The organism is Streptomyces sp. Tu 2975, assembly GCF_009832925.1.
In the GTDB taxonomy this organism is placed as follows: Bacteria; Actinomycetota; Actinomycetes; order Streptomycetales; family Streptomycetaceae; genus Streptomyces.
Genome location: NZ_CP047140.1, coordinates 4,904,960 through 4,920,899 on the forward strand (window position 1 = coordinate 4,904,960; position 15,940 = coordinate 4,920,899).

The following is a 15,940-nucleotide window of genomic DNA, read 5'->3' on the forward strand; positions in this document are numbered from 1 at the left end:
TCAGGCAACTGACAGCATTTCGGACATCGCGTCCGCTAACGACCTTGACGCCCTTGCCAGAACTGGGAAAGGTGGCACGCGGCATGCGTAATTCTGGGGCGTGTGCGAACGGGGGCACGTGCAACGGCTCCTGAACCCGCTGCCCCTGACGCTGCTCCGACAACGAGATAGCTACTGGGGGTAGCAGCCAGATGACCAAGAAGACGCGGATCCGTGTCGCACGTATAGCCGCCGGCGCCGTGATCGCCGCGGGTGCGTCGCTGACCGCCGCAGGCGCCGCGAGCGCCGTCGGGATCGGGATCGACGTCGGCCCCGTCGAGGTGTCCGCCAACGCCGGTGAGGGTGGCATCGACGCCGGCATCGGCATCAAGGACGACTGCGAGATCGACCCGACGCTCTGCAGCACTCCGCCGGTCGACCCGCCGACCACTCCGCCGGTCGACCCGCCGACCACTCCGCCGGTCGACCCGCCCACCACTCCGCCGGTGGACCCGCCCACGACCCCGCCGGTCGACCCGCCGACCACTCCGCCGGTGGACCCGCCCACGACCCCGCCGGTCGACCCGGACCCGACCGAGGACCCGGACCCGACCGAGGACCCCGACCCGACTCCGAGCACCCCGGGTGACGGTAACGACAACGACACCGACGGTGGCGTCATCGACGGTGACGCTCCGGTCGGCGGCGGTGACGGTACCGACACCGACAACGCCGGTTCCGAGCCGGTGCAGCAGGGTGAGGCCAAGGAGGAGCTGGCTGAGACCGGCGCCGCCGAGACCACCTTCCTGCTGCTGGGCGCCGCGACGATGATCGCCGGTGGCATCGGCTTCCGTATGCTGCCGCGCCTCGTCGGTGGCGGCCGCACCGTCGCCTGACGGCACAGTGCGTAGCTGACAGCTGACACAGGAAGGGCCCGGAGTGCTCGGCACTCCGGGCCCTTCTGTCGTTCTTTCCGCTTCGGCCGTACCGGCGCGCGGGCGCCTAGACCGCCAGCAGAGCCACCGCGGCGACCAGTACCACCAGCAGGGCCAGCAGTGTCACCGGGCTCAGACCGGCGAAGGGGCCGTCGCCCTGCTGCAGCCGCTCACGATTCGCCCGGCAAACCGGGCAGCGGCCCTCTGCGACGGGCGCCGCGCAGTTGGCGCACACCAATCGGTCATAGGTCATGCGCTCTCCTCTCCCGCGCCGGGGCCGCAGGCGCGGACCGCAAGCACATTTCTCTCCGGACAACGCCCGGGGAAACGCGACTGTTCCCCTACCACTGTGCCAGCTCCCGCGCTTTTCGTCGCGGCCCGCCGGATTTGCCCCCGATCGATGAACGGACAAAATGCGCAAGTCAGGACGGGGACTGCGCGGCCGTGGCCCAGTCGCGTAAGGTCACGCTCACCTACTCCCGGCCGACCGTGGTGCACCCGTGATCCGATTCGACAACGTCTCCAAGACATACCCCAGGCAGAACCGACCTGCTCTGCGCGACGTCTCCCTCGAAATCGAGAAGGGCGAGTTCGTCTTCCTCGTGGGCTCTTCCGGTTCGGGCAAGTCGACGTTCCTGCGGCTGGTCCTGCGTGAGGAGCGCGCCAGTCAGGGCATGGTCCATGTCCTGGGCAAGGACCTGGCCCGGCTCTCCAACTGGAAGGTGCCCCAGATGCGCCGCCAGCTGGGCACCGTTTTCCAGGACTTCCGCCTCCTGCCCAACAAGACCGTCGCGGAGAACGTGGCGTTCGCCCAGGAGGTCATCGGCAAGCCGCGTGGCGAGATCCGCAAGGCCGTGCCCCAGGTGCTCGACCTCGTCGGGCTCGGCGGCAAGGAGGACCGGATGCCCGGCGAGCTGTCCGGTGGTGAGCAGCAGCGTGTGGCCATCGCCCGCGCGTTCGTCAACCGCCCCATGCTGCTCATCGCGGACGAGCCGACGGGAAACCTCGACCCGCAGACCTCTGTCGGCATCATGAAGCTGCTCGACAGGATCAACCGCACGGGCACCACGGTGATCATGGCGACCCATGACCAGAACATCGTCGACCAGATGCGCAAGCGCGTCATCGAGCTCGAGAAGGGCCGTCTCGTACGCGACCAGGCGCGCGGCGTCTACGGCTACCAGCACTGAGCCCGGACAGACTGAAAGGCTGAAAGCACGCCATGCGCGCCCAGTTCGTCATGTCGGAGATCGGCGTCGGTCTCCGCCGCAATCTCACGATGACCTTCGCGGTGATCGTCTCCGTAGCCCTCTCGCTCGCCCTGTTCGGCGGCGCGCTGCTCATGCGTGAGCAGGTCAGCACGATGAAGGACTTCTGGTACGACAAGGTCAACGTCTCCATCTTCCTCTGCAACAAGAACGACGCGTCGACGTCGCCCCAGTGCGCCAAGGGGGCCGTCACCACCGCGCAGAAGGAGCAGATCGAAGCCGATCTGAAGAAGATGGACGTCGTCGACGTGGTCCATCACGAGACTGCGGAACAGGCGTACAAGCACTACCGCGAGCAGTACGGCGACACCCCCATCGCGTCCACCATCACCCCGGACCAGATGCAGGAGTCGTTCCGGGTGAAGCTGGACGACCCGGAGAAGTACAAGGTCGTGGCGACCGCCTTCGCCGGCCGGGACGGGGTGCAGTCCGTCCAGGACCAGCGCAACATCCTGGAGAACCTGTTCTCCCTGATGAACGGCATGAACGTGGCCGCCATCTTCGTCATGGGCCTGATGCTGATCATCGCACTGATGCTCATCGTCAACACCGTGCGTGTTTCTGCGTTCAGCCGTCGGCGTGAGACGGGCATCATGCGGCTCGTCGGCGCCTCGAGCTTCTACATCCAGATGCCGTTCATCATGGAGGCCGCGTTCGCGGGCCTGTTGGGCGGTGCGGTCGCCTCCGTGATGCTGCTGGTGGGCCGTTACTTCCTGATCGACCACGGCCTGGCGCTCTCCGAGAAGATGCAGTTGGTCAACTTCATCGGCTGGGACGCCGTGATCACCAAGTTGCCGCTGGTATTGGCGATCGGGCTGCTGATGCCCGCTGTGGCTGCTTTCGTCGCTTTGCGCAAGTACCTGAAGGTGTGACAAGCGCCCCGGGCGCCGTGCGGTCAACCTCCGTACGGCGCCCTTTGCTTGTCCTAGACTCGGCGCCATGTCGGACCCCGAGTTCAGTCCCCGGCCCCACGGCATCCGCCGCGGGGCCGCGCTGACGTTGGCCTTCGGAGTCGTTCTCGCCACCGCCGCGGCCACCAACTGCCTGCCGCACGACGAGCCGGCCTCGCCCCGTCCGCTCTCCGCACATGCCGCCGCCGCGACGGTGGACCGTGAGGACGTCGCCCGCGCCGCCGCGAAGGCGGCGGCGGAGGGGAAGTCCGGTACCAAGGCGGCGGAGGAGGTCGTCAGCCGCAGCGGCGACCGCTGGGGCGCCGTCTACGACAAGCACGAGTACGAGGAGTTCGCCAAGGCGCTCGACGGCGAGTACACCGGCGTGGGCCTCGGCGCGAGACGCGCCGCGGACGGCCGGATCGAGGTGGCCAGGGTGCAGCCGGGCAGCCCCGCCGAGCGGGCCGGGATAAGGGCCCGCGACCGGCTCCTCGCGATCGACGGACGCGACACCGCCCGGCGGCCGGTCACCGAGGTCGTGGCCCTGCTCAGAGGCGCCGACGGCACCACTGTGACGGTGGACCTGGAACGCGAGGGGCGCCGCTGGTCCGAGACCCTGACGCGCGCCCGGCTGACCACGGAGACGGTCACCGTGGACCGTCTCCCCGACGGCACCGTGGTGATCAGGGTCTCCTCGTTCACCAAGGGCACCGGCGAGCGGGTGCGCAAGGCCGTACGCGAGGCGCCCCGAGGCGCCGGGGTCCTGCTCGATCTGCGCGGCAACGACGGCGGCCTCGTCTCCGAGGCGGTCACCGCGGCGTCGGCCTTCCTCGACGGCGGCCTCGTCGCCACGTACGACGTGCGCGGCCAGCAGCGAGCTCTCCATGCCGAGCAGGGCGGCGACACACAGCGGCCCGTGGTCACGCTCGTCGACGCCGGCACCATGAGCGCCGCCGAGCTCGTCACCGGAGCGCTCAAGGACCGTGGCCGTGCGGTGACGGTCGGTACGCGGACCTTCGGCAAGGGCTCGGTACAGATGCCGAGCAGACTGCCCGACGGCTCGGTCGCCGAACTCACCGTCGGTCACTACCGCACCCCGTCCGGTCACAGCGTCGACGACAAGGGCATCACTCCCGACCTCGTGACGGCCGAGGGGGCCGAAAAGAGGGCCCGGACAGTATTGAGTGGCCTCGGGGGCCGGTCGTAGTGCGAAAATGTCCGCACTATGGCTAAGGAAACAGGGCGCAAACTGATCGCGCAGAACAAGAAGGCGCGGCACGATTACCACATTCTCGACACCTACGAGTGCGGTCTCGTGCTGATGGGCACCGAGGTGAAGTCGCTGCGCCAGGGCCGGGCCTCGCTCGCGGACGGCTTCGTCCAGATCGACGGCAACGAGGCATGGCTGCACAACGTCCACGTGCCGGAGTACAGCCAGGGCACCTGGACGAACCACAGCGCACGCCGCAAGCGCAAGCTGCTGATGCACCGCGAAGAGATCGACAAGCTGGAGTCGAAGTCGCAGGAGACGGGGCACACCATCGTGCCGCTGGCCCTGTACTTCAAGGACGGCCGGGCGAAGGTCGAGATCGCGCTGGCGAGGGGCAAGAAGGAGTACGACAAGCGCCAGACGCTGCGCGAGAAGCAGGACCGCCGCGAGACGGACCGCGCGATGTCCGCCGTCCGCCGGAGGCAGCGGGCCTAGCACGCGACCGGCACCGGCCGCAGCCGTGCGGAATAGGCTGGCACCGGCCCGTGTTGTTCACGTACGATGGCACCTGCCCCGCCAAGCAGGGCCGGGCCCGCAAGGGTCCTGAGCTGGGACAACTCAATAGTGGTCAACATGGGGATGATCGGTTTCGACAGCGGATGTCGAAGCAGGGGAAGCGTGTCGAGGAAGCGGCAATGATCTCGTAAACCATATGTCGCAACCAATAATCGCCAACACCAAGCGCGATTCCTTCGCCCTCGCTGCCTAAGTAGCGACTTGCGAAGTGTCAGCCCGGGGCTGTTCCCGACCCGGATCCTGGCATCAGCTAGGGAACTAAACCTACGAGCCCGGTCACGGGGCGCGTAGGGAAATCAAACAGTGACTGAGCCCGTCGGAGACTTGTCCGCGTGATCTCCGGGGCTGAGAAAAGCGCAGCGGACTGCACACGGAGAAGCCCTGATTCTGCACCGTTGGACGCGGGTTCGATTCCCGCCATCTCCACTCATCCCATGTACGACGAAGGCTCGGCGGCTACGGCTTCCGGGCCTTTTTCGTGTCCTGGGCCGTCGCCCACGCCAGGACGAGTGCGAGCGCCGCGGCGCACACCGGGATCGCGTAGCCCTGTGCCGCGCCCAGGTGTTCCACCACGTACCCGCCGCCCGCGGAGCCGACCGCGACGCCACCGAGCAGAGCGGTCACCGCGAGTGTCATGCCCTCGTTGATCTGCGCCGGCGGGGTCAGCCGCTGAACCATGGTCATGGCCGTCACCATCGTGGGGGCTGTCGCCATCCCGGCGAGCAGCAGCGCCCCCGCCACCGCCGGTAGCGACCCGGTCCCAGCGGCGGCGAGCAGCGGCAGCGACATCAAGGCCGTCATCGCGGCGAGGCAGGTGATCAGTCCCGCCCCACGCCGGGACCGGCCGTAGAGCAGGCCGGCGGCGCAGGAACCCGCCGCCTGGAGCGCGAGGACCGGACCCGCGACCGGGCCGTCGGCGAACGCGATGGTGACGACCTCCATCGAACCGAAGACCGCCCCCGTGGCGAGCAGGACGACGAGCAGCGCGGGCATGCCGGCGGTCCGCAGCGGCGAGCCGGCCGGGACCCGTGGGGCGACCGGCGGCTCCGTGGACCGCCGGCTCGCGAAGATCAGCACCCCCGTCAGCAGCAGGACCGCGCCCACCAGCGTGCCCGCCTCCGGGAAGAGCGCGGAGCAGAGGAACGCGGCCACAACGGGGCCGAGCATGAAGCAGAGTTCGTCGGCGGCCTGCTCGAACGAGTTCGCCGTGTGCAGCGCCGCCGCGTCCCCCGGTACAGATGCGCCCAGCGGGCACGTGACATGCCGCCGGTGTTCGGGGTGGTGGCGGTCGCCGCGTAGGTGGCGAAGAGCGTCCAGTCGGGTGCGTCGAGGCGTACGCACAGCAGCAGCGCGAGCGACCCGAGAACGGCCAGGGCCGTGGCCGGGACAGCGATCCGCGCCTGTCCGTACCGGTCGACGAGCCGCGCCGTCCAGGGAGCGACCAGCGCGGTGGCGGCCAGACCGGTCGCCGTGACGGCCCCGGCGAGGGCGTAGGAGCCGCGGGACCCGGCGATCATGATGACGGCGCTGACGCTGAACATCCCCATGGGGAGCCGGGCGACGAGGTTCCCGGCGGTGAAGGCGCGGGTGCCGGGTGCGGAGAACAGCCGCCGGTAAGGCCCCGGCGGCCGGCCGGTCCCGGCGGAGGAGCCCCTGGGCGGCCCGGTCCGACGGCGCGGCGCCAGCACCAGCGAGTCGCCGGTGACCGCGAGCAGCGGTGCGCAAGCCGTGCCGTCGACACGGACGGGACGGGACGCGGCGGATCGGGACGCGGCGGATCGGGACACGGCCGGAGGGGGCGTGGCTGAACGCGGCATGGCTGGCCTGGGCATGGCCCCACCCTCGCCGCCGCCCCTGCGGCCGGTCCAACACCTGCTCGGTGGCCGTTCACGCACCTGTGTTGTTGAATGCGCTGTGCCCCGTGATCTGGAACCCAGGCTGCTCCGCGCGTTCGTCGCCGTCGCCGACGAGCTGCACTTCACCCGCGCCGCCGCCCGTCTCTACGTCGCCCAGCAGGCCCTGAGCCGGGACGTCCGGCGGCTGGAAAGGGAGTTGGGAGTCGACCTGTTCGTCCGCACGACCCGGCAGGTCGCGCTGACGGCGGACGGCGAGCGGCTGCTGCCGTACGCCCGGCGGGTGCTCGAGACGCAGGACGAACTGCTCTCCGCCGTCTCCGGCGCCGCGCGGCCGCTGCTCGTCGACCTCAACAGCGCGGGCATGACCTCGGGACGGATCCTGGAACGCGCCCGCGAACTGGCTCCCGACTGCGAGCTGATGGCACGCTTCGAGAGCGGGCTCACCGGGGCCGCCGACGAGATCGCCGCCGGACGCCTCGATGTCTCCTTCGGCCGGTTCGCCGGCCTGGACGCCGGCCGGCAGGCGCTGCTGGCCCAGCAGCCCGTCCGGTACGAGCCGATGGCGGTCCTGCTGCCCGACGACCATCCGCTGGCCGACTGCGACCGGATCGAGTTGAACGCTCTCGCGGGTGAGACCGTATATGCCGGTGCGGGCAACCCTCGGACGCTGGAGTGGACGGAGCTGGCACGGCTTCTCTTCGCGGGCCGCGGTATCGCTGTGGCGCCGCCGGCACCCATGGCCGTGGGGGTCGAGGAGTTCCGGCGGGTCATGGCGAAGACCCGCAACCCGGTCCTCGCGGTCGTGGGCTTTCCGGCCATGCCGGGGACGGTTCTTCGGCCGATAGTCGACCCCGTTCCGCTGTCGCCGCTGTCGATGGTCTGGCGGGCCGGGCTGCGGCATCCCGGCCTCGACGCGCTGCGGCGGGCGGCGGCCGAACTCGCCGCGCGCGAAGGGTGGCTGGAAAGGGCGCCCGACGGATGGTTGCCGGAACGTGATATGTCGCTGATGTGTGACAACCGCTGAGCGTGGCGCGCGACGTGCAGCAGGTTGCGCTACATTCATGGACCGGGTGAGTGAGTGGGATAGAAGCGCTCGGAGCGGGTTGGGGACCCGAATTCGAACGTGGGCCGGTCGGTTGTGCGCGCACCCGATTCCAGTCAGTGGGGGGATGTGCCACAAGCCATGGAAAATTGGCAAGAAGACGTCGGTACCGGTCACACGCACGAGCCGCACGAGGTGACGATTCAACTCGACGGCCTCGGGCGGAAGCTGCGCGACCTGCCGGTGGAACCGATCGCCTCCCAGGACAGCGTGGAGGGGCCCGTCTTCGTCGACGAGAGCGGTCGGCGCAGCAAGAAGTTCCGCCGCATCGGCTGGGTCCTGGCCGCCGCGTGCGCCGTCTACGCGATCACGCTCGTCGCCGCCCTCCTCGGCGGCAACTCCAGCGCGCCGTGGATGCCGGGCCTCGGGTCGGCCGGGGAGAAGCAGCCCGAACACGTCGAGATCCAGCCCGCACCCACCGACCTGGTGTCCACGGTGCCCTCGCCGAACGCCCCACCGGGCGTCCCCGCCCCCTCCGACTCCGCCGGCGCGTCCCTGCCCCTGCCGTCGGGCAGCGCGGGCGACGGCAGCCCGCTGCCGGACGTGGCGCCGCCCGCCTCGAAGTCCCCTTCCCCGCAGCAGCCGTCCTCCGGGACGGGTGCCACCGGCCCGGCCGCGAGCCCCGGCGCACCCCGGAGCAGCGCTCCCGCCCCGGCCGTCAGTCCTCCCGTGGACCCGGGCGCCTCCACGGCGCCCAGTGATACTCCCGAACAGCCCGTGCAAGAAGGCGCACTGTAGATGACCATCCCCGCCCCAGGGGCTCCGCGACAGCGGAGCCCCAAGCGCGTCGTACGCCGCAGACTGCCCATGCGCTATCTGCTTCCCGTGCTCTTCCTCGTCGCGCTGCTCGCGATGCTCATGCTGCGCGGCTATGTGCACAGCGAAATCCTCGCCGACCACCGCGTCCGGCCACCGGCCCCCACGGACCAGGTCCCCCAGCACATACTCGACGGCGGCCCCGTCATCGACGCACGCGACAAGCGCAACCCCAAGGCGCTCAGCGTGCCCGACCGGCGGCTCGTGCTGACCTTCGACGACGGTCCGGACCCCGTCTGGACGCCGAAGGTCCTCGACGCTCTCGCCCGGTACGACGCGCATGCCGTCTTCTTCGTCACCGGCACCATGGCCTCGCGCCACCCGGACCTGGTCGAACGGATGGTGCGCGAGGGCCACGAGATCGGCCTGCACACCTTCAACCACCCGGACCTGTCGTTCCAGTCCACCGACCGCATCGACTGGGAGCTGTCGCAGAACCAGCTGGCGCTCGCCGGCGCCGCGGGCATCCGCACCTCCCTGTTCCGTCCGCCGTACTCCTCCTTCTCCGACGCCCTCGACAACGAGTCCTGGCCGGTCACCCAGTACATCGGCACCCGCGGCTACATCACCGCCTTCAACAACACCGACTCCGAGGACTGGAAGCGCCCCGGGGTCGACGCGATCATCAAGCGCGCCACCCCCAAGGGCACACAGGGCTCCATCGTGCTGATGCACGACTCCGGCGGCGACCGCTCCCAGACGGTCGCGGCCCTGGAGCGCTTCCTGCCCGACATGAAGGAACGCGGCTACCGGTTCACCAACCTCACAGAGGCGCTCGGCGTGCCCAGCGCACACAGCCCGGTCAAGGGACCGGAGCTGTGGAAGGGCAAGGCATTCGTCGGCGCCGTCGCCGTCTCGGAGAACACCACGGAGGTCATGGTCGTCGGGCTCGCCGTGATCGGCGTGCTGGTCTTCGCCCGCTTCGGGCTGATGCTGATCCTGTCCTTCGCGCACGCCCGCAAGGTGCGCCGGAAGGGCTTCAGCTGGGGCCCTCCCATCACCCGGCCGGTGTCCGTGCTGGTTCCCGCGTACAACGAACGCGAGTGCATCGCCAACACGGTCCGGTCGCTGATGGCGAGCGACCACCCCCTCGAGGTCATCGTCATCGACGACGGCTCCAGCGACGGCACCGCCGACATCGTCGAGGCGATGGGCCTGCGTGGCGTCCGTGTCGTACGGCAGCCCAACGCGGGCAAGCCCGCCGCCCTCAACAACGGCATCAGGAACGCCCGCTACGAGATCGTCGTCATGATGGACGGCGACACCGTCTTCGAGCCGTCCACCGTCCGCGAGCTCGTGCAGCCCTTCGGCGACCCGCGCGTCGGCGCGGTGGCCGGCAACGCCAAGGTCGGCAACCGCGACACCCTCATCGGGGCCTGGCAGCACATCGAGTACGTGATGGGCTTCAACCTCGACCGCCGCATGTACGACCTGCTCGGCTGCATGCCCACCATCCCCGGCGCCGTCGGAGCCTTCCGCCGCACCGCGCTCGAGCGTGTCGGCGGCATGAGCGAGGACACCCTCGCCGAGGACACCGACATCACCATGGCCATGCACCGCGACGGCTGGAGGGTCGTCTACGCGGAGAAGGCGCGCGCCTGGACCGAGGCCCCCGAGTCCGTGCAGCAGCTGTGGTCGCAGCGCTACCGCTGGAGCTACGGCACCATGCAGGCCATCTGGAAGCACCGCCGTGCCCTCGTAGAGAAGGGGCCCTCCGGCCGCTTCGGCCGGGTCGGCCTGCCTTTGGTCTCCCTGTTCATGGTGCTCGCCCCGCTGCTCGCGCCGCTGATCGACGTCTTCCTGCTGTACGGGCTGGTCTTCGGCCCCACGCAGAAGACCATCGCCGCCTGGCTGGGCGTCCTCGCGATCCAGGCCGTCTGCGCGGCCTACGCCTTCCGGCTCGACAAGGAACGTATGGTCCACCTCGTCTCCCTGCCGCTCCAGCAGATCCTCTACCGCCAGCTGATGTACGTGGTCCTCCTCCAGTCCTGGATCACCGCGCTCACCGGCGGCCGGCTGCGCTGGCAGAAACTGCGGCGCACCGGGGCCGTCGAGGCTCCCGGAGTCGTCCAGCAGCGGCAGCGCGCCGGGGAGCGGAGGCCCGTCGCATGACCTCGTACACCGCGCCGCAGACGGCGCCGCCGCAGTCGGGGGGCACCTCTCCGGTGGTCGGGGGCGGCCGGGACCGCTACTTCGACCTGCTCCGGGCGCTCGCCCTGTTCCGGGTCGTGCTCTACCACCTGGTGGGCTGGGCCTGGCTGCCGCTCGTCTTCCCGTCCATGGGTGTGATGTTCGCCCTCGCCGGGTCACTGATGGCGCGTTCCCTCGCCCGGCCGGCGCTCCAGGTGATCCGCAGCCGGGTACGGCGACTGCTGCCGCCGCTGTGGGTGCTGGGAGCCGCGGCGGTCACCGCGATGATCGTCGAGGGATGGCGCCCAGGACCCTCCGCGATCTTCTGGCTCCTGCCGTTGAGCGACCCGCCGTTCCTCGCCGCCGGATGGGCCGGTGACCTGGCCGAGCCGCTCTGGTACCTGCGCGCCTATCTGTGGTTCGTGCTCCTGTCGCCGCTGCTGCTGCGCTGCCTGCGCAAGCTGCCGTGGGTCACCCTCGCCGCGCCGCTCGCCCTGTCCTTCGGGCTGGCCGCCGGCTACCTCTCCATGCCGGAACGCATCGACTCGGCGCTCACCGACTTCAGCACCTTCGGTGCCTGCTGGATCCTCGGCATGGCCCGCCAGGAGGGCATCCTGGCCCGTCTGCCGCGCTACATCGTGCCCTCCGTCGCACCGTTCGTGATGCTCGCCGGCATCTGGTGGGCCCGCCGGGAAGGCTTCGGCTCGGGTACCGAACTCGACGGCATCCCGCCGGCCGACGCCCTCTGGTCTCTCGGCGCGGTGATGCTGCTGCTGCACTTCAGTCCGTCGTGGGAGTCGTGGCCGCCGAAGCTGCGGCAATGGGACAGTGTGATCACCCTGCTCAACGCGCGGGCGGTGACCGTCTACCTCTGGCACAACGTGTGCATCCTCGGCGCGGCAACGCTGTGGGACGTCATGTGGGACGTCGACCTGCTCGCGGAGCAGGCCCCCTGGCTGCTGGAGAGCTGGGTGCCGGTGCTGCTGCTCGCCTGGGCGCTGATCGCCGGGTGCGTCCTGGCCTTCGGCTGGGCCGAGGACCTCGCCGCCAGGCGCCGCCCGCGGCTGTGGCCCGACGGAGAGCTCCGCCGCCGCTCACACACCGCCTGACCGACGGGTGAGAGCAAGGTTTCGCGACGGTCACCTCCTGGCACCGCCCTGAAACCCGACGTCCATAACGTCGCTTCCACGATCGGAAACAGGTGGAGGCGCGTGATGGCAGGCCGATGGATCGAAGAGTGGGACCCCGAGGACGAGACCTTCTGGCGGACCAAGGGGGAGCGGGTCGCACGGCGCAACCTCGCCTTCTCCGTGCTCAGTGAGCACGTCGGGTTCTCCATCTGGAGCCTGTGGTCGGTGATGGTCCTCTTCATGGGGCCCGAGTACGGGGTCGACCCCGCCGGCAAGTTCTTCCTGATCGCCACGGCGACCGTCGTCGGCGCCGTGATCCGGGTGCCGTACACATTCGCCGTCGCCAAATTCGGCGGCCGGAACTGGACGATCTTCAGCGCCCTGCTGCTGCTGGCCCCCACCGCCGCGGCGTATCTGGTGATGGAGCCGGGCACCTCGTACACGACGTTCCTCGCCGTCGCCGCCCTCACGGGTGTCGGCGGGGGCAACTTCGCCTCGTCGATGACGAACATCAACGCCTTCTTCCCGCTGCGCAAGAAAGGCTGGGCGCTCGGCCTCAACGCGGGCGGCGGCAACATCGGCGTACCGGTCATCCAGCTCGTCGCCCTGCTGATCATCGGTACGGCGGGCGCGGCCCACCCGCGGCTGGTGCTCGGCATCTACCTGCCCCTGATCGTCATCGCCGCGCTGTGCGCCGCGCTGTGGATGGACAACCTCGCCCCGGTGAAGAACGACACCGGCGCGGCGATCGACGCGGCCAAGGAGGGCCACACCTGGATCATGGCCTTCCTCTACGTCGGCACCTTCGGCTCGTTCATCGGCTACAGCTTCGCCTTCGGCCTCGTGCTGCAGACCCAGTTCGGCCGCACCCCGCTCCAGGCGGCCTCCCTCACTTTCATCGGCCCGCTGCTGGGTTCCCTGATCCGGCCGCTGGGCGGTGCGCTCGCCGACCGCTTCGGCGGAGCGCGCATCACCCTGTGGAACTTCGTGGGCATGGCCGCCGCGACCGCGGTGGTCATCGCCGCATCGGTCCAGGAGTCCCTCGCCGTGTTCCTCGTCGGATTCATCGCCCTGTTCGTGCTCAGCGGCCTCGGCAACGGCTCGACGTACAAGATGATCCCCGGCATCTTCCAGAACAAGGCGCTCGCCCAGGGCATGACCGGGGAGACCGCGGCCGCCTACGGGCGCCGGCTCTCCGGCGCCTCGATGGGACTCATCGGCGCGGTCGGCGCCGTCGGCGGGCTCGCCATCAACCTCGCCTTCCGGCAGTCGTTCCAGACGGCGGGCACCGGAACCGCCGCCTTCGTCTCCTTCCTCGCCTTCTACGCGGTCTGCTCGGTCGTCACCTGGGCGGTATACCTTCGCCGGACCGTCGTGGTGCCGGTCCGTGGCGGGCAGACGGGGACGGACGCCGAAACGGGTGCCGAACCGGTCTACGCCCGCGTCTGAGCGAGCGGAGTACGTAACGACGGTGAAATATGAGCGAACCGGGCCTGTCACGCGCCTTTGACAGGCTCGGTCGTCCGTTCACCGTTCAATGGCACCGGCCATCAGGGCACTCCAGTGGGGACGACCGAGATGCACGACCAAGGCCAACCGCACGGCCCCCTCGCGGGCTTCACCGTCGGCGTGACCGCCGCCAGGCGCGCCGACGAGCTCGGCGCGCTGCTCCAGCGGCGGGGCGCGGCCGTTCTGCACGCCCCCGCATTGCGCATCGTTCCGCTCGCCGACGACACGGAGCTCCTCGCGGCCACCAAGGAACTGATCGACCACACCCCCGACGTGGTGGTCGCCACCACTGCCATCGGCTTCCGCGGCTGGGTGGAGGCGGCCGACGGCTGGGGTCTGGGGGAGCAACTGCTGGGCCGGCTGCGCGGCGCCGAGCTGCTGGCCCGCGGCCCCAAGGTCAAGGGCGCCATCCGTGCGGCGGGCCTCACCGAGGAGTGGTCGCCGGTCTCCGAGTCCATGGCGGAGGTGCTGGACCGGCTGCTCGGCGAGGGAGTGGCGGGCCGCCGTGTCGCGCTCCAGCTGCACGGCGAGCCGCTGCCCGGGTTCGTCGAATCGCTGCGCGCGGCGGGCGCGGACGTCGTCCTCGTACCCGTCTACCGCTGGATGCCGCCGGAGGACCTCGCCCCGCTCGACCGGCTGCTGGACGCGGCCGTCTCCCGCGGCCTGGACGCCGTCACCTTCACCAGCGCCCCTGCCGCCGCGTCGCTCCTGAACCGCGCGGAGTCCCGCGGTCTGCTGACCGATCTCCTGGCCGCCCTGGACCACGACGTCCTCGCGGCCTGCGTCGGGCCGGTCACGGCGGTGCCGCTGCAGGCGGCCGGTGTCCCGACGGTGCAGCCGGAGCGGTTCAGACTCGGCCCGCTGGTGCAGCTGCTCGGTGTCGAGCTGCCCGGCCGCGCCCGTACGTTCCCGGTCGCGGGCCGGCGGGTCGAGATCCGCGGCCATGCCGTGCTCGTCGACGACGAACTGCGCCCGGTGCCACCGGCGGGGATGGCCCTGCTGAGGGCCCTGTCGGAACGGCCCGGCTGGGTCGTCGCCCGCTCCGACCTGCTGCGGGCCCTGCCGGGCGCGGGCCGGGACGAGCACGCCGTGGAGACGGCCATGGCCCGGCTGCGCACGGCGCTGGGCGCTCCCAAGCTCATCCAGACGGTCGTCAAGCGCGGCTACCGGCTGGCCCTGGACCCGGCGTCCGACGCCAAGTACGCCGACGCCTGACCCGCCTGGTCCGGGCGTGCCGTGCGCAGCAGCGACGTGGCACGCCACAGGCACAGCAGGGCCGCCGTGGTGAGCACGGTGCGTACCGTGTTCCAGAGCACCCACGGGTCCTCGAAGTTCTCCCGTACGGCCGCCGGGTCGGCGATGCCGTCCGGGGCGCCCGCGGCGGCGAGTTCGTTGTTGAGCGGCACGTTCGCCGCGGACGTCACGACGAACACCAGGACGTAGAGGACCAGCGCGGCCGTCACCCAGCGGCCTCTTGCCGTACGGCGCTGCTGCCATGCCGAGACGGCCGTGAGGACGAGCGCGCCGAAGAGCGCGGCGAAGAAGGCCGGGTTCTCGATCACCTCGTTGATGTTCTGCATGACCTCGACGTAGGTCCGGTCGTCGCTGCGGCCGAGCGCCGGCATCACCGAGACCGTGAACGCGAACCAGACGCCCGCGATGAGCCCCGTCGTCACGGTCGCCGCCGCGAGGACCGCTCCTGCACCCCTGTTCTTTGTCATGAGAGCCAGTCAACCGGCTTGTCCTCGCGCGGGACATGGGTGAGCGTCGCATTCGCATGTCCGTGCGTCCACGTCTTGATGAGGGCTTCCGGCCGCACCGTCGGGCAGGCACTCTGGTGGGGACACCCGACGGTGATCCCGAGGCGGTGACAGGCGCATGACAGCGGTGGGCGCGGGTCCGTACCCGTCCCAGTGGCGGTTCGACTCCGGGCGCGTCTGCCTGGACCTGGTGGCTACGGCGCGGGAGGCGGACCGCCGGGCCGGCGGGACCGAACCGCTCGCGGACGCCGGGGGACTGGGGCGCTGGCTCGTGGGCGCCGGTCTCGTCCCGGCCGGGACACCGCTGAACGGGGTCGACAGCACCTGGGTGGCGGGTTTCGTCGAACTGCGCGAGTGCATAGACCGTTTGGTCCGCACCGGGCCGGAGGAAGGCCGCGCGGACGACGCCCTCGAGACCCTCAACGCCCGCGCACAGGGCGCGCCACCGGGCATCAGGGCCGTCAAGGACGGGAGAGGCACGCTGGTACGGGCGCTGTGCGCCGCCCCGGAGTGCGCGGCCCTGCTCGCCGTCGTCGCCCGTGACGCGGTGGAGCTCCTCACCGATCCCGTCGCCCGCTCGCGGCTGCGCCAGTGTGAGGGCGACAACTGCCGCCGCGTCTATCTGGACACCTCACGGGGCAGGCGTCGCCGCTGGTGCTCGAGCGAAGTGTGCGGAAACCGCGAGCGGGTGGCGAGACACCGCAGGAAGACCTCCGTCAAAGAATCTTGAAATTTCTTCGGCCGACGTTGAGTGAACCTCCGCCCGGACCCGTAGTGAA

At 70.4% G+C, this 15,940-nt stretch carries 14 protein-coding genes, 1 other RNA gene and 1 pseudogene; 13 read left to right on the forward strand and 3 right to left on the reverse strand.

The genetic code is table 11. The features are described 5' to 3' along the window. The first annotated feature begins 191 nt into the window (after positions 1-191). Positions 192-875 (forward strand): hypothetical protein, encoded by a 684-nt coding sequence (locus GLX30_RS21725; RefSeq protein ID WP_159691528.1) that lies wholly within the window; start codon positions 192-194, stop codon positions 873-875. A gap of 106 nt (positions 876-981) precedes the next feature. Here the strand turns inward: GLX30_RS21725 and GLX30_RS21730 are convergent, their stop codons facing one another. Beyond that, complete coding sequence (locus GLX30_RS21730) at positions 982-1,167, reverse strand: hypothetical protein (RefSeq protein WP_159691530.1); 186 nt, start codon at positions 1,165-1,167, stop codon at positions 982-984. Between the two features lie 247 nt (positions 1,168-1,414). Here GLX30_RS21730 and ftsE point away from each other — a divergent pair, with 247 nt between their 5' ends. From ftsE to ssrA, 5 genes are all read left to right on the forward strand, one after another. After that, on the forward strand, positions 1,415-2,104 hold the full coding sequence (gene ftsE, locus GLX30_RS21735) for a cell division ATP-binding protein FtsE (RefSeq protein WP_005316903.1): 690 nt from the start codon (positions 1,415-1,417) through the stop codon (positions 2,102-2,104). A gap of 32 nt (positions 2,105-2,136) precedes the next feature. Further along, positions 2,137-3,054 carry a permease-like cell division protein FtsX gene (gene ftsX / locus GLX30_RS21740; protein ID WP_159691532.1) on the forward strand — a complete coding sequence of 306 codons (918 nt, stop codon included), beginning with the start codon at positions 2,137-2,139 and terminating at the stop codon, positions 3,052-3,054. Between the two features lie 67 nt (positions 3,055-3,121). Beyond that, complete coding sequence (locus GLX30_RS21745; protein WP_159691534.1) at positions 3,122-4,279, forward strand: S41 family peptidase; 1,158 nt, start codon at positions 3,122-3,124, stop codon at positions 4,277-4,279. 18 nt (positions 4,280-4,297) lie between these two features. Continuing rightward, positions 4,298-4,777: an SsrA-binding protein SmpB gene (smpB, locus tag GLX30_RS21750; protein WP_159691536.1), complete on the forward strand. Its 480-nt coding sequence runs from the start codon at positions 4,298-4,300 to the stop codon at positions 4,775-4,777. 140 nt (positions 4,778-4,917) lie between these two features. Further along, positions 4,918-5,287: a transfer-messenger RNA gene (ssrA, locus tag GLX30_RS21755) on the forward strand. Positions 5,288-5,314: 27 nt separating this feature from the next. Here ssrA and GLX30_RS21760 read toward each other — a convergent pair. Then, positions 5,315-6,675, reverse strand: a pseudogene (locus tag GLX30_RS21760) (MFS transporter). Positions 6,676-6,772: 97 nt separating this feature from the next. Between GLX30_RS21760 and GLX30_RS21765 the strand changes: the two are divergent. From GLX30_RS21765 to GLX30_RS21790, 6 genes are all read left to right on the forward strand, one after another. Further along, positions 6,773-7,738 (forward strand): LysR family transcriptional regulator, encoded by a 966-nt coding sequence (locus tag GLX30_RS21765; RefSeq protein ID WP_159691538.1) that lies wholly within the window; start codon positions 6,773-6,775, stop codon positions 7,736-7,738. A gap of 213 nt (positions 7,739-7,951) precedes the next feature. Next, complete coding sequence (locus GLX30_RS21770) at positions 7,952-8,554, forward strand: hypothetical protein (RefSeq protein WP_244258244.1); 603 nt, start codon at positions 7,952-7,954, stop codon at positions 8,552-8,554. Positions 8,555-8,623: 69 nt separating this feature from the next. Then, the gene (locus GLX30_RS21775) at positions 8,624-10,744 is read left to right on the forward strand and encodes a glycosyltransferase (RefSeq protein WP_159695167.1); all 2,121 of its coding nucleotides are present in this window, start codon (positions 8,624-8,626) and stop codon (positions 10,742-10,744) included. Next, positions 10,741-11,871: an acyltransferase gene (locus tag GLX30_RS21780; protein ID WP_159691542.1), complete on the forward strand. Its 1,131-nt coding sequence runs from the start codon at positions 10,741-10,743 to the stop codon at positions 11,869-11,871. Before GLX30_RS21775 ends, GLX30_RS21780 begins: the two co-directional genes overlap by 4 nt. Before the next feature lie 105 nt (positions 11,872-11,976). Beyond that, positions 11,977-13,341, forward strand: a complete 1,365-nt coding sequence (locus GLX30_RS21785; RefSeq protein WP_159691544.1) for a nitrate/nitrite transporter — start codon at positions 11,977-11,979, stop codon at positions 13,339-13,341. Between the two features lie 129 nt (positions 13,342-13,470). Beyond that, a complete protein-coding gene (locus tag GLX30_RS21790) occupies positions 13,471-14,616 on the forward strand; it encodes a uroporphyrinogen-III synthase (RefSeq protein WP_159691546.1) in 1,146 nt (381 codons plus the stop codon). Here the strand turns inward: GLX30_RS21790 and GLX30_RS21795 are convergent. Further along, positions 14,565-15,122: an anthrone oxygenase family protein gene (locus GLX30_RS21795; RefSeq protein ID WP_167306851.1), complete on the reverse strand. Its 558-nt coding sequence runs from the start codon at positions 15,120-15,122 to the stop codon at positions 14,565-14,567. The two genes, GLX30_RS21790 and GLX30_RS21795, sit on opposite strands and share 52 nt — an antisense overlap. Before the next feature lie 157 nt (positions 15,123-15,279). On the opposite strand from GLX30_RS21795, the gene GLX30_RS21800 reads away from it, so the two are divergent. Continuing rightward, positions 15,280-15,891, forward strand: a complete 612-nt coding sequence (locus tag GLX30_RS21800; protein ID WP_159691548.1) for an ABATE domain-containing protein — start codon at positions 15,280-15,282, stop codon at positions 15,889-15,891. Positions 15,892-15,940 lie beyond the last annotated feature (49 nt).